At 66.9% G+C, this 12,782-nt stretch carries 12 protein-coding genes and 1 tRNA gene; 4 read left to right on the top strand and 9 right to left on the bottom strand.

The annotated features are described in order from the left end of the window. Positions 1-41: 41 nt before the first annotated feature. The gene (locus AC3FMM_RS25595) at positions 42-668 is read left to right on the top strand and encodes a DNA-3-methyladenine glycosylase I (protein WP_116311867.1); all 627 of its coding nucleotides are present in this window, start codon (positions 42-44) and stop codon (positions 666-668) included. Between the two features lie 345 nt (positions 669-1,013). Here the strand turns inward: AC3FMM_RS25595 and AC3FMM_RS25590 are convergent, their stop codons facing one another. Beyond that, entirely contained in the window at positions 1,014-1,958 is a 945-nt protein-coding gene (locus AC3FMM_RS25590; protein WP_240987629.1) for a cation diffusion facilitator family transporter, read from the bottom strand. A 216-nt stretch (positions 1,959-2,174) separates the two neighbouring features. Here AC3FMM_RS25590 and AC3FMM_RS25585 point away from each other — a divergent pair, with 216 nt between their 5' ends. Beyond that, a complete protein-coding gene (locus AC3FMM_RS25585) occupies positions 2,175-2,426 on the top strand; it encodes a hypothetical protein (protein WP_018006124.1) in 252 nt (83 codons plus the stop codon). Positions 2,427-2,441: 15 nt separating this feature from the next. On the opposite strand, the gene AC3FMM_RS25580 is transcribed toward AC3FMM_RS25585, so the two are convergent. Both AC3FMM_RS25580 and AC3FMM_RS25575 read right to left on the bottom strand, forming a co-directional pair. Further along, positions 2,442-3,155, bottom strand: coding sequence for an aspartate/glutamate racemase family protein (locus AC3FMM_RS25580; RefSeq protein ID WP_488687649.1), 714 nt, complete (start codon positions 3,153-3,155; stop codon positions 2,442-2,444). Positions 3,156-3,457: 302 nt separating this feature from the next. Next, a complete protein-coding gene (locus AC3FMM_RS25575; protein WP_488687648.1) occupies positions 3,458-4,309 on the bottom strand; it encodes a MurR/RpiR family transcriptional regulator in 852 nt (283 codons plus the stop codon). 719 nt (positions 4,310-5,028) lie between these two features. Between AC3FMM_RS25575 and AC3FMM_RS25570 the strand changes: the two genes are divergently transcribed. Both AC3FMM_RS25570 and AC3FMM_RS25565 read left to right on the top strand, forming a co-directional pair. After that, complete coding sequence (locus tag AC3FMM_RS25570) at positions 5,029-6,948, top strand: hypothetical protein (protein WP_488687647.1); 1,920 nt, start codon at positions 5,029-5,031, stop codon at positions 6,946-6,948. 204 nt (positions 6,949-7,152) lie between these two features. Further along, positions 7,153-8,184 carry a hypothetical protein gene (locus AC3FMM_RS25565; RefSeq protein WP_488687646.1) on the top strand — a complete coding sequence of 344 codons (1,032 nt, stop codon included), beginning with the start codon at positions 7,153-7,155 and terminating at the stop codon, positions 8,182-8,184. Positions 8,185-8,274: 90 nt separating this feature from the next. Here AC3FMM_RS25565 and AC3FMM_RS25560 read toward each other — a convergent pair. From AC3FMM_RS25560 to AC3FMM_RS25535, 6 genes are all read right to left on the bottom strand, one after another. Continuing rightward, a tRNA-Ala gene (locus tag AC3FMM_RS25560) sits at positions 8,275-8,350 on the bottom strand. 73 nt (positions 8,351-8,423) lie between these two features. Beyond that, on the bottom strand, positions 8,424-10,145 hold the full coding sequence (gene soxB / locus AC3FMM_RS25555; RefSeq protein ID WP_116311871.1) for a thiosulfohydrolase SoxB: 1,722 nt from the start codon (positions 10,143-10,145) through the stop codon (positions 8,424-8,426). A 57-nt stretch (positions 10,146-10,202) separates the two neighbouring features. Next, complete coding sequence (locus AC3FMM_RS25550; protein ID WP_115711225.1) at positions 10,203-10,697, bottom strand: TlpA disulfide reductase family protein; 495 nt, start codon at positions 10,695-10,697, stop codon at positions 10,203-10,205. Positions 10,698-10,701: 4 nt separating this feature from the next. Beyond that, positions 10,702-11,364 carry a sulfur oxidation c-type cytochrome SoxX gene (soxX, locus tag AC3FMM_RS25545; RefSeq protein WP_116311873.1) on the bottom strand — a complete coding sequence of 221 codons (663 nt, stop codon included), beginning with the start codon at positions 11,362-11,364 and terminating at the stop codon, positions 10,702-10,704. Between the two features lie 19 nt (positions 11,365-11,383). Then, positions 11,384-12,211: a sulfur oxidation c-type cytochrome SoxA gene (soxA, locus tag AC3FMM_RS25540; RefSeq protein ID WP_116311874.1), complete on the bottom strand. Its 828-nt coding sequence runs from the start codon at positions 12,209-12,211 to the stop codon at positions 11,384-11,386. 78 nt (positions 12,212-12,289) lie between these two features. Beyond that, positions 12,290-12,754 (bottom strand): DsrE family protein, encoded by a 465-nt coding sequence (locus tag AC3FMM_RS25535; protein ID WP_115678869.1) that lies wholly within the window; start codon positions 12,752-12,754, stop codon positions 12,290-12,292. Positions 12,755-12,782: the final 28 nt, after the last annotated feature.

The raw sequence follows: 12,782 nt of genomic DNA, 5'->3' as shown, positions 1-12,782 counted from the left end.
CCGGAGCCGCGCCCCATTTATTCGATACTGGAAAGGTACGCATGACGAGCAACAAGGAAGCGCTGGCCGCGCCGGTGCGCTGCGGCTGGTGCGGCACGCTGGAGGACTACTGCCACTACCACGATACCGAGTGGGGCTTTCCAGTGGCCGACGACCGCCGGCTGTTCGAGAAACTGTGCCTGGAAGGGTTCCAGTCCGGTCTCAGCTGGCTGACCATCCTGCGCAAGCGCGAAGCCTTCCGCAAGGCGTTCGCCAATTTCGACATCGAGAAAGTCGCGCGCTTTACCGAGCGCGATATCGCGCGCCTGCTGGGCGATGCCGGCATCGTGCGCCACCGCGGCAAGATCGAAGCCGCGATCAACAATGCCCAGCGGGCCCGCGAACTGCTGGAATCGGAGTCCTCGCTGGCCGCCTACTTCTGGCGCTTCGAGCCCGATCCGGCCAGCCGGCCGAAGGTGCTGACGCCAGAGGTACTGCGCACCATGGCCATTTCCCCCGAGTCCACCGCGCTATCCAAGGACCTGAAGAAGCGCGGCTGGCGCTTTGTCGGGCCCACCACGATGTATGCGCTGATGCAGGCCATGGGCCTGGTCAACGACCACCAGGAGGGCTGCGCCACGCGCGCGCAGGTTCTGGTTGCGCGCAAGGCGTTCAAGGTGCCGCGCTAGCCGGTATACGGACAGCCGCGTATACATGCCGGCCAGGAAACAACACCTGGCGCAAAGGTCCTGGCTGTCGTCTTTATATTGTTTACGTATGTAAACATAGTAGTAGTAGGTAAACCGGGCTCCGGGCCGTGGATAAGTCACCTTTTCCCTTCTGGGTCAGTGACTTGCAGCGAAGATAACGGCTCCGGGATAACCCTGATTTGCCGGGACAAGTCCGCGGCAGCGTATACATCTGTCGCGCTCCCCGTGAGTTGTCCGTATACGTCCCACAGCGCGTCCCCAGGCGCGACACAGCTTGTCCGGCCAGTTATCCCCAGCTTGGCCCACGCTGTCCACAGTCTGGGCTCAGCCATCGGCCGTGGTTGCGCCCACGTATACCGGGTCGACGTGCGTCATCACGTTCAGCACGTGGTGGTGTTCCAGCGTGCGGCGCCGAGCTTCCACCGCGATGGCATGACCCTGCGCCACGGTCAGGGTGGCGTCGATCTCGAGGTGCACGTCGACCAGGACCTGGTCGCCCATCTTGCGCGTGCGCAGTTCGTGCAGGCCGAGCACGCCGGGCGTGGCCAGCATGGTGGCGCGAATCGCGGCGACGGTTTCCTCGTCGGCGGCGCGGTCCATCAGGTCGTTGAGCGCGTTCCAGCCGAAGCGCAGTCCCATGCGCGCCACCATCAGCCCGACCACGATCGCCGCGATCGGGTCGAGGATGTGGTAGCCCAGCAGGTTGCCGCCAATGCCGAGCGCCACCACCAGCGACGACGCCGCATCCGAGCGCGCATGCCAGGCGTTGGCCACCAGCATGCTTGAGCGCACCCGCCGCGCCACGGCCAGCATGTAGCGGAACAGCAGTTCCTTGGACGCCAGCGTGGCCAGCGCAACCCACAGCGCCACGGGCTGCACCGGCTGCGCGCCGCCCGCAGACTGCAGCTTGCCCAGCGCCGCCCACAGCATGCCGGCCCCGACCGTCAGCAGCAGCACGCCCAGAGCCAGCGAGGCGGCGGTCTCGAAGCGCAGGTGGCCGTACTGGTGGTCGGCATCCGGGTCCTTGCGGCTCTGCCAGCCGGCGGCCAGCACGACGAAGTCCGAAAGCAGGTCGGACAGCGAATGCGCGGCGTCGGCGATCAGCGCCTGCGAGCCAGAGATCACCCCAGCGACCGCCTGCACCGCGGTCAGGCCGATATTGACCGCCACGCTGACCAGCGTGCTGTTCCGGCCGGCGCGATGGCGCGCCTCGGCTTGCGCGGCCGGCGTGGCGCCGTCGTCGGGCAGGCTGCCCGGTTTTGCTTGCATGCGGGGCGAGTGCGAATCCATCGGGTGACTATAGCCGAACCTGCGGGCAGCGCGGCGCGGCAGCGACGCTCGGTCGAGCCGCGCCATCGTGCCGATTTCGTAACAGCGCTGGCTAACTTATTGCGCCGCCTTTACCGTAGAAAGGACGGGCACCGCACGGAGCGTGCGGACCCGCGCCAACGGGCGCACCCGGTCTTTGCAAGGAGGGCTCTCACGATGGCGATCCGTTCGCTAGCCTCGCACAGCACATCCCAGCTACGCCGCCTGGTCGGACAGATGCAGGCGGAAGTCGACGCACTCGAAAACCTTTCCACGCCCGATGCCGATGCGCAAAGCCGCCTGGGCTATGCCACCGGCCGCCTGCGCGACGGCATCGAAGCGGTCGAGGATGCCCTGCAGTCACTGCGCGCGCTGCAACAGGTACGCCCGTCGGCGATGAAGGCCAGGCGGCCGACGCGCGTGGCCTAGCACGCCTTTGGTGGCTTAAGCGCCGGCCGCGGCCGCAGCCGGCGCATCCGCCGGCCCCTGGCGCGGCGCCAGCCCCAGGGCGCGGGCCAGCGCTTCGCATGCGGCCGGGATCGGCCCGATCACGGGTACCGCGAAGCGCTGTTCCAGCGCCCGCGCGGCCTCGCCCAGCGGCCCGCCGCCGATGATCACGGCCTGCGCGCCATCGTCGATGCACGCCTGCACCGCGTCGGCGAGCCGTTCCTCCTGTTGCTGCGGCGCGCTGCCCAACGCGCGCGGGTCGCCATCGGTGAAGTGCGCGCCGGTAAACCAGGTCTCCAACCCGTGCCGGCGCACGCCGGATTCGATCGATGCCGCCAGCCGCGGCGTGGTGGTGGCGATGCCGAAGCGCCGCTCGCCCGCCGCGGCGGCGCGCATCGCGGCCTCGCCGATGCCGACCACCGGCGCCGCCAGCTGCGCGCGCAGCGCGTCGAGGCCCGGATCCCCGAAGGCGCCGACGATCACGCCCCCGGCAAGGCCAGCCAGGCGCACCATGTCCGCGTCATTGACCGCGCCGGCGGCCACCGCCAGATCGTTATCGTCGACGATCATCGGCGCGCCGCGCGCCACCGTCGCGCCGACCACGGCCGGCGGCGCGGCCAGGCGCTGCGCCAGCCAGGCGCGCGCGATGCCGACCATCATCTGCGTGGTGGCGCTGGAAGTGTTCGGGTTGATCAGCAGGATATGGCTCATTCGCGTCTCGGGACTCAGGAGTGCTGGCTGGCGGCTGGCGCGGCATGGGCGGCCGCTGACTGGCCGGCCGGATCCCGCGTTGACTTCCGCACCCATGCCTTGTCTCCATGCGCACCCGGCGCTTTCTTTTCCGGGCCGGGGCCGAGCCGCTCCGGACGTATTGGGTTATTTTTTTCGCATGATAACCATCTGAAAATAATTTTTCATTCGGCTTTATACCAAGGCGTCGGCTGAAAAAGGCAGCCGACCTCGTTTCAGAAAGGGAAATGGCATCGAGTCGCGCCGGCGGCGCCAGCGCGCGTTCAGAGTTCGTCGAGCGCGTCGTGGAACGCTTCGACCAGGCCCAGGTGCCGTCGCCCCGGCGTGCCGGCCAGCTCCATCACCTGAGTGGCCAGCAGATGGCACAGGCCGGTCACTGCGGCGTGGTTGTCCAGCACGCCAGGGGCCTGCACATCACAGCGCAGCACCCATCTGGCCGGTGCCTTGACCGCCGCCCCCTGCTCCGTGATGTAGAGCAGCCGCGGGCAAGCCTTCGCCGCCTGCGCCACGACCGACGGCAACTCGCGCACGCGCCGGCGCAAGGCCAGCACGATCACCACGTCGTCTTCCGTCATGCCGGCGAGATGCTCGCCCATGGTTTCGCCGGCGCCGGGCACCACCTGTGCGCTCGGCACGATCTGCAACAGTTGCCAGCGCAGGTACATGGCCAGCGGCTGGCTCGAGCGGAAGCCGACGATCCAGACCTTGCGCGCGCCCAGGATCGCCTCGGCGATTTCCCGCAGCTGCGCCTCTGACAGGCGCCGGTAAGTGGCGCCGAGGTTGGCCAGGGACTGCTGGAGATGCGCGCCGAGCGAGCCGGTGTCGGCGGCGCCGGCTGCGCTTTCGGTGGCGGCCAGCAACAGCGGCGAGCCCGCGCTCTTCTCCGAGCGCACATGCTTGCGCGCGTCGTCATACGAGGCATAGCCCATGCGGCGCACGAAGCGCGTCACGGTGGCATTCGACACATTGGCCAGCCCGGCCAGTTCCGAGGCGGTATAGCCCGCGAGATCGCCGGGGAAATCCAGCGCGAACTCCGCCAGCCGGCGCTCCGATGGCGACAACTGGTCCAGCTGTTCGCGGATGCGTCCGACGAACGATTTTCTGGTGGCTTGCATGGGACGAGCTCGGCTTTGGTGCGCGCGGTCGGTCGACTCACGTCGGTGCGCGCGCGGGGCTCCAAGGGGCTCAACGATAACGTATGGCGCCGCGCGAAGCGAGCCGCAGGCGCCGGCCTGCCCGACCCACTGCGCGTGGCGCTTAACGCCGCGGGCCGCTGGCATTCATGTGGAATTCAGGTGGCATTAACCCTCGCCCTGCTGGCGCCGCGCCGGCATTAAATAACCGCCCGGACCTGTTTCAAAGCCCTCCAATTACCCGTTTTGTTAGTCGCGAAAATCGCGCGCGATGATATTGCCGCGTACGGAAGCCTGTCCACAAATCGAACAAATCCTTACATGTGATCCAAGCGCGAGTAATCCTTACGTCGCAAGAGCGCACCGCAATAGTGCACAGGTGCCCCGCCCGAAAATCACACGTAACCCATTGTTACCAGCCTGTACGGTCTCGGACACGTACCCCTAGTATCGCCGCTGCCGGGTTTTCCAAGGGGTTAACCCGATCCGCTTTTTATGCCACTGCAATTCGTCGCGCACACTGCAAACCGGCACAAGAACGGGCGTGGTGATGTTTATTCACTTTCATCTTTTATCCATTCACTTAAATATCAATGACTGGGAAAAATCTACCTCGCGATAACCCATCCGACCTGCGCAGAGCGCGCAATACTTACATTCTGCCGAGCCTGAACTTCCTGGCTGCCGCCTGCGCCGCTGTGGTGCTTACGGCATGCGGCGGTGGTGGCGATGGCAGCGATGCCACCACCTCCGGTAGCACCTCGTCGACCGAAGCTTCGCGCGGCCCGACCACTCCGGCAGCGGAATCCACTCAAGTCGCCGACGAGATTTTCGACGGCTCGGGCAATTTGAATGCCGACGAATATGTCGCCATTGCCTCGGATTATTCCGGCGACAAAGCCATGGCTTATCGCTACGGCGCGAGTAATTCCGCCCCCGCAGCGGTTGGTACGGTGTGGAAACCCGAGGACAAGACCTTTTACCCGCACGGCAATACCTGTTTCCAGCAGGATTACCCGGGCGCCACGATGGATACCAGCACCAACGTGATCTATCAGCTGGGTAACCTCGACTGTGCCCGCAATGATTACGGCAGCAACATGGGCGACGTGATTTTCCGCGCGGACTCCGCTTCGGACTCTGGCGTCACGCCGCTGCTGACGCTGGCGCTGAGCGCCGGCACCATTGCCGAAAAGCCGCAGACCCCGTGGTTCTGGGGCCATACCACCACCAATCCGCTGCTGAAGGAACACGTCACGGCCAACGGTGGTGCGATGCCGACGCAGCCTATCGCCATGGGCCGCTGCAGCGAGCACGATTGCGCACAATCGCTGGTGGCTTTTCAGAACGGCCTGATTGCCTCGGTCGGCATGAATACGGCTTCGCACTCGGCTTCGGTGAAGCTGCCGGAGGGCAAGGTGCCCACGGCCATCGCCATTACGTCGAATTCCGAATTTGCCCTGGTGACCATCTGGGACACCAAGAACCTGAAGGGCCAGGTGGCGGTGATTGCGCTGGGCAGCCTCGCCGACGGCAGCCAGGTGGGGGGTCCGTATGACTCCAGCGATATGTCGTGGCATGGCCTCTATCCGGGCTTCCGCAACATGTCGAACTTCGTCTTCATGAAGCTGCTGGGCTTCGTTGACCTGCCGGATATGAAGGCCCCGACGGAGATTTCCGCCGTGACCGACTTCAGCGTCATGCAGGACAACACCACCCAGGGCTGGATGCGTGACCCGGTGGGTGACCGCGGCGCGAGCCTGGGTCGCGACGAAGCGACGCCTGGCCTGAGCGAAGCCAACCAGAAGAGCTACGCCCCGGGTGGCGTCAACGCCGACCTGATCTCCCGCGCCGGCGTGGCCGCAGTGATCTCGAAGTCGGAAAAGAAGGTGGTGTTCCTGGACCTGAAGCCGCTGTTCGACAAGGTCAACAGCACCTACTTCGAAGGCAGCTTCAGCGATCTGCAGAACACCCTGAACAATACCGGCCTGGAAGACTCGCAATGGCCGCAGACGTTCTCGGTGGACAACTACGCTCCGACCATCGTCAAGACCATGAGCCTGGCCGAAAAGCCGACCGCGGTGAGGGTCTCGATGCTGGCAAACCCCGGCCAGGCCTGGGTGGCGACGGAAGACGGCGTGATCCACGCGATCTCGGTGGCTGGCGTGCAGTCGGGTACCAACCTCGATCCGGAACTGATCAAGGAAGTGACCAGCCTGCAAGTGGGCAAGAACCCGACCAGCATGATCCACCAGGTGAATCGCGAGAGCTTCGGCAACTCGAACACCAAGTTGTGGGTGGTGTCGCGTGGCGAGCAGAAGGTCCAGCTGGTCGACATGGCAACGCTGACGGTCGAAAAGACGCTGCAGGATTCGCGTATGGTCGATCCGATCACGGTGTCTGAAACCCAGCAAAGCCCGCTGCTGACCAGCGTGTTCTCGGTGACCGACTATGCCGGCAAGCAGGTGCTGAACTATCGCTATGCGCCGATCAACCTGCAGGGCGGGAACACCCCGATGTATATCGGCGTGGGCCAGTCGGGCAATGAAGAGTTCGAGTTCGGCGGTTCCTATGCGGTGGCCGGCAAGCCGTTCAACTTCACCCAGAGCAATGTACCCTGAGCGCCATGTCAGCCTGAAGCGCGCCGGCTGATCCCGGCAAGCTTCTGCCCCTGATAGCGCTTGTTCGAGGCCCGCACGGTTCGCCGTGCGGGCCTTTTCCATTTGGGCCGAAGCCGGCCACGCCGTGACGCGGCGTGCGCTGGAGCACAGATTGCCAGCCCGGGGACATGACAACCTCGCCATATGCGCAAGGAGCCCGTCCCAATGCCGAATCCATCCGCCCACGACCTGAACGCCCGCGGCATCGGCGCCCCCATCAGCCTGGTCGCGCCCGGCGAAGGTGGCGTCAGGGACTATGCCGCGACGCTCAACGGGCTGCTGCAGGGAAAGCTGCTCGAGGCGACGCCCGACCTGCCGGCGGCCGCGCTGGCCGGCGCCGACGTGATCCTCCATTACGTTGGCTACGGCTACGCCACGCGCGGCACGCCGTTGTGGCTGCTGCGGCGCCTGCGCGAGGCGCGCCCGCACATCCGCCGCCTCGGCGTCTTCTTCCACGAACTGTATGCCGACGGCGCGCCATGGCGCTCGGCATTCTGGCTCTCACCGGTGCAGCGCTACATTGCCGCCGAACTGGCAGCGCTGGCCGACTTCTGGGTGACCAACCGCGAGGGGTCGGCACGCTGGCTCAGCGCCCACGCGCCGGCGCGGCCGCACCGGGTGCTGCCGGTGTTTTCCAACCTGGGGGAAAGCGGCGTGCAGTTACCGGACCGGCAGGCGGCCGTGGTGGTGCTGGGTGGCTCCGCGCTGCGCGCCCAGACGTACCAGGAGGCGGGCGAGGCCCTGTTCGACTGGGTCGGCAGCGCCGGCTTCACGCTACACGACATCGGCCCGCCCCTCGCCGACACCGGCCTCGCCGCCCGCATCGCCCGGCGCGGCGCGGTGGTGCACGGCCGCGTCGAAGCCGCAGAGGCGGCGCGGCTGCTGTCGGTATCGACCTATGGGGTGCTGGCCTACCCCGTCGACTACGCGGCCAAGAGCGGGGTCTTCGCCGCCTACTGCGCCCACGCGGTCTGCCCGGTGCTGCTGTCCCGCAGCAGCGGCGTGCACGATGGCATCACGCCCGGGCACTACCTGCCGTCGATCGAGGCCATGACACCGGACCCGGATGCCGCCTGGCGCATCGGCCGGGCGGCCCACGCGTGGTATGCGCCGCATGCGCTGCGGCATCACGAGGCCGGGTTCAGGGAGTTGCTGGGGTTGGAAACGCTGCCAGTGCAGGTCGCTGCGGCGTTGTGAGGAGGGACGGCGGGAACGCCGCCAACAAAAAACCCCGGCAGCCTGGCGGCTCCGGGGTATTCGTTCGAATTACGGACTTGCGAAGAATTCTGGTGGACCGAAGGAGGATCGAACTCCCGACCTCTGCATTGCGAACGCAGCGCTCTCCCAGCTGAGCTATCGGCCCGTCGCGGAGGATTGTAGCGTACTTGGGCGGCGCGCTTCAATCCTCCGCGCGGCCGTGCGTGCTGTTTGCCACATCACGCCGCGATGCCGGCATTGCCGTCCATGCCGCGCACGCGCGGCAGGTTCAGCGGGCGCGCGCTGACTTCGCGGGTGTTGCGCAGCCACTGCGCCATCACGTCCCAGACCGGCGCCCCGCCGGCCTCCCGCGCTTGCTCCGCGACCGGCGCCCAACCCGCCACCTTGTAGGTCTTGCCCGCTTCCAGCGGCTTGCCCGCCAGGCGCATGTCGGTGATGCGCTTGCCCATGCCGGCGGCGGGATCGATGGTGTACTGCAGCCCGCCCACGCGCACCATGTCGCCGCCCTGCTGGTAGTACGGGTCGGGATTGAACAGGTTGTCGGCGACGTCTTCGAGGATGGTCTTGATGGTCTCGCCGCTCATCGCCGTCACGGTGGTGTACGGGTAGGTGATGGCAGTCTGGTCCATCAGGTGTTCCATGGTGATGGCCTGGCCCGGCAGCAGCGTGGTGCCCCAGCGGAAGCCCGGCGAGAACGCGATCTGCGCGCCCTGCACCTGCATCAGGCCATCCAGGATCAACTGGTCGAAGGTGCCGTTGAAATTGCCGCGGCGGTACAGCAGGCCGCGGTTGACGGCGAGGACTTCGGACAGCTTCTTTTCATACGGCGCCCGTACCTTGTGGATGAGCGCATCCATGGCCGGGTCGGCCGGCAGGTAGTTGGCGAAGACCGGCAGCAGCCGGTAGCGGAAGTCCGCCACCTTGCCGTTCTTGACGTCGAAATCGAGCACGCCGAGGAACTTGCCGTTGGAGCCGGCATTGGTCACCAGCGTGGTGCCGCCGGCGTTCTTCACCGCCACCGGCGCGGGCACGCCGTCATGGGTGTGGCCGCCGAGGATGGCGTCGAGCCCGCGCACGCGCGAGGCCAGCTTCAGGTCGACGTCCATGCCGTTGTGCGACAGCAGCACCACCGCCTGCGCGCCCTTGCCGCGCGCCGCGTCGATGACCTGCTGCAGGTTTTCTTCCTGGATGCCGAAGGTCCAGTCCGGCACGAAGTAGCGCGGGTTGGCGATCGGCGTGTACGGGAAGGCCTGGCCGATGATGGCCACTGGCACGCCGTTGATCTCGCGGATCACGTACGGATCGAACACCGGGTCGCCGAAGTCGTTGGTCTTGATGTTCTGCGCCAGGAAGGCGACCTTGCCCTTGAAGTCCTTGTCGACGATTTCCTTGACGCGCTCGGCGCCGAGCGTCATTTCCCAGTGCGGCGTCATCACGTCGACACCGAGCGCCAGCGCCGCATCGACCATGTCCTGCCCCTTGGTCCACAGCGCCGTGGCCGAGCCTTGCCAGGTATCGCCGCCATCGAGCAGCAGCGCGCCCGGCCGGCCTGCCTTGAGCCGCTTGACCAGCGTGGCGAGGTGCGCAAACCCGCCGACCTTGCCGTAGCGTCGCGCGGCCTCGTTGAAATCGAGATAGGTGAACGCATGCGCCTGCGGCGTGCCGGGGCGGATGCCGTAATGGCGCAGCAAGGCCTCGCCGACCAGGTGCGGCGGCTTGCCGGCGTAGTCGCCGATACCGAGGTTGACGCTGGGTTCGCGGAAATTGACCGGCCGCAGCTGCGCATGGCAGTCGGTGAAATGCAGCAGGTGGACGTTGCCGAAGCGAGGCAGGTCGTACATCGACTCGACGGCCTGCGCGGCGTGCGCGTCCTGGTGGGAAAAACTCATGCCGCCGGCGCCGGCGATGGCCAGCACCTGCAGGAACTCGCGTCGGTTCATGTCTCGTCCTGTGGATAAGTGCGTGCCGGTGGGCGCATGGCGTCCGGCATCGCATCGCTATGGCTTCGCGTAACGCTCCAGCGCGGCCACGTCGTCTTCGAGCATCTCGCCCACTTCCTTCTGCACCACGCGGCCGCGCGCGTCGATCACGTACAGTTCCGGCAGCCCCTTGCGCTTGCCGAACGCGGCCTGCAGCGCGGGCGAATCCATCGTCGCGGGGAAGGTGTAGCCGCGCTTCTTCATGTAATCGGCGGCCTCGCGCGGGTCCTTGTCGATGCTGATGGTCAGCACCTGCAGCGGCGTGCCCCGCGTGCGCTCGTACAGCTTCTGCAGGCGCGGGTTCTGCATCGCGCAGAACGGGCACCAGGTGGCCCAGTATTCGACCACCAGCGGCTTGCCCGCCAGCGCGGCCGCGCTCAGCGTGCGGCCGTCGAGGGTGCGGACCTCGGGCAGGCGCACCGTGTCGCCCACTTCCAGCGCGGCGGCGCCGGCCGCGGCCATGAACAGGCCCGCGGCCAGCAGCGCGCGCAGCAGCATGGCGGGCGCGCGCACGGCGTTACTGGTTGACCGGCGAGGCCGGGTCGAGCAGCAGCGCCATCACGTCGCGGATCTGGGCCTCGGTCAGGATGCCCTTGTGGCCGAAGCGCGGCATGTTGGAGCAGGCGGCGTAGGCGCTGGAGTCCCAGATCTTGCCCCAGGTGTACTTGATGACCTCCTGCGAGTTGCCGCGCAGCTTGCCGTACTGATACAGCGACGGGCCGATGTTGCCGAACGAGATCTCTGCCTTGGTCATCTGGTGGCAGGCGTAGCAGTTGCCGCCGTTGGTGCCGCCGACCTGGTCGGTGAACTGCATGCCGCGGCCGTTCTGCGCGACCTTCTCGCCTTCCTTCCAGTCGCCCAGCCATTTGTCGTCGGTTGGGTACTTGACCTGCTTCAGCTCGGCGGCCTCGATCTTCTTTGCCAGCTTGGCCGGCACCCGGGTGCGGTCGGGATACTGGCTGCAGGCCTGCTGCATGCCGTCCTGGTTCAGCACGCCCTCGACCGTGACCGGGCCGCGCGAAGAGAACGAGTCTTCGATCAGCTGCTTCATGTCGGCGCCGCTGACGGCGGCGGGCTTGCCCTTGGCGGTGCGGGCCTTCCCGCCGTCTTGCGCATACGCGCCGGTTGCCAGCAGGGCGGCCAGGGCCGCGACGGCCACTGCCTTGGTATGTCGTTGCATGGTGTCTCTCCCGTACTGGTCAGCGCTTCATCGCCGGGCCGTCGTAGGTGCCGCCGTTGGCGTTTTTCGCCAGGAACATGGTCAGCGCGGTGATCACGTCCGAGCCATAGGCGGGTTCGGGAAAGCGCTGCTGGCGCAGGCAGTCGTACAGGCGGTGCTGCATGGTGCGAACCTCGCCCTGCGACACGCGGTACGCCGGCCAGGTGGTGTAGGCCGCCTGCGCGCCCTTGTCGGTCAGCAGGTTGGGCAGGTCCTGCAGGCGGATGCGCTGGCCGTCCACCGCATGGCAGGTGGCGCAGGCAAAGTCATAGGCGCCGCCGCGGTAGAAGAACATCTTCTCGCCCAGCGCATAGGTGCGCTTCTCTTCCGGATGGCTGAGCTGCACGTTCATCTTCACGCCGCGCGACTCGCCGGTCAGGTAGGCGACCAGGCGCTCGATCTCGGACGGCTTGCCCGACGACGAGAACGGGGTTTTGGTGGCCTCTTCCTTGCTCAGCCCCTGCAGCGTCATGCGGCAGTGGGCCAGCCGCTGCTCCAGGTCCATCACCTTGTTGGTGTCCTTGAAGTAGCGCGGCAGTTCGGCGTAGGCGCCCTTGGTTACGCCCGGGCCCTTGCCGAGGTCGCATTGCTCGAGCGAGGCGTTCTTCGGGCCGGCAGGCTTCTTCCACAGCTCTTCGCCGGCGGCTTCCCACAACTCGGCGGGATTGCCTTCGGCCAGCATCTGGCGGTATTTGGCGATTTCGTCGGCGGTGCTGCCCTGCGCATGCACGGCGGCGGCGCCTGCAACCGCCGCGGTGGCGGCCGCGGCCAGCGCGGCGCGCCGGAGCTGGCTTCGGATGGTGTTCATGGGGCTTCTCCTCGCGGCCGCGCCCTTGTGGACGGGCCGTTCTTCTCTTGTCTTGCCTTCAGGCAGCGCCAGCCCGGCTCAGGGCTTGATATAGGCGTAGCCTTCCTCGGCCTGCAGCCGGGCGATCTCGACCACGCCGGCCTGGACCACCTTGGCTTCCATCAACAGCTGCGATTCGGAAATCTTGCGCGCGGTCAGCGTATTGCGGCACACGCGGAACTCCACGCCGTCGGCCGCGAGCGCGCCCACCGGGCTCTCGAAGCCGTTGCCGCGCGCGTCCTTGGCGCCTTCGACGAGAAAGTCGACGCCGTAGCCGAACGCGACCACCACGATCCTGGTGCCGGGGGCGCCATTCAGGTGGTTGCGCAGGTTGCCCATCGCGCGCACCGCCTGGTCGATGCCTTCCGACAACTGGTACACCACCTTCACGCGCCCGCCCTTGCCCGCACCGGCCGCGGTCGACTGACCGGACTGGGCCGAAGCCCTGGCTGCCAGGCCGATGGCGGCCAGGGCCGCCGATGCTCGAATAAATGCTCGCCGCATAATGCTCCTTCCGGCCGGGTCCGTCCCG

Source organism: Cupriavidus sp. 207A1, assembly GCF_057798955.1.
Note: the sequence above shows the minus strand (reverse complement) of the source record. Positions and strands in the feature narration are given on the sequence as shown.

What these genes read in the sequence shown, in the direction of transcription:
- AC3FMM_RS25575 (WP_488687648.1), bottom strand. Translation starts at nt 4,309, where the DNA reads ATGCAAGCCACCAGAAAATCGTTCGTCGGACGCATCCGCGAACAGCTG.
- AC3FMM_RS25595 (WP_116311867.1), top strand. Translation starts at nt 42, where the DNA reads ATGACGAGCAACAAGGAAGCGCTGGCCGCGCCGGTGCGCTGCGGCTGG.
- AC3FMM_RS25565 (WP_488687646.1), top strand. Translation starts at nt 7,153, where the DNA reads ATGCCGAATCCATCCGCCCACGACCTGAACGCCCGCGGCATCGGCGCC.
- AC3FMM_RS25585 (WP_018006124.1), top strand. Translation starts at nt 2,175, where the DNA reads ATGGCGATCCGTTCGCTAGCCTCGCACAGCACATCCCAGCTACGCCGC.
- AC3FMM_RS25590 (WP_240987629.1), bottom strand. Translation starts at nt 1,958, where the DNA reads ATGCAAGCAAAACCGGGCAGCCTGCCCGACGACGGCGCCACGCCGGCC.
- soxB (WP_116311871.1), bottom strand. Translation starts at nt 10,145, where the DNA reads ATGAACCGACGCGAGTTCCTGCAGGTGCTGGCCATCGCCGGCGCCGGC.
- AC3FMM_RS25535 (WP_115678869.1), bottom strand. Translation starts at nt 12,754, where the DNA reads ATGCGGCGAGCATTTATTCGAGCATCGGCGGCCCTGGCCGCCATCGGC.
- soxA (WP_116311874.1), bottom strand. Translation starts at nt 12,211, where the DNA reads ATGAACACCATCCGAAGCCAGCTCCGGCGCGCCGCGCTGGCCGCGGCC.
- soxX (WP_116311873.1), bottom strand. Translation starts at nt 11,364, where the DNA reads ATGCAACGACATACCAAGGCAGTGGCCGTCGCGGCCCTGGCCGCCCTG.
- AC3FMM_RS25580 (WP_488687649.1), bottom strand. Translation starts at nt 3,155, where the DNA reads ATGAGCCATATCCTGCTGATCAACCCGAACACTTCCAGCGCCACCACG.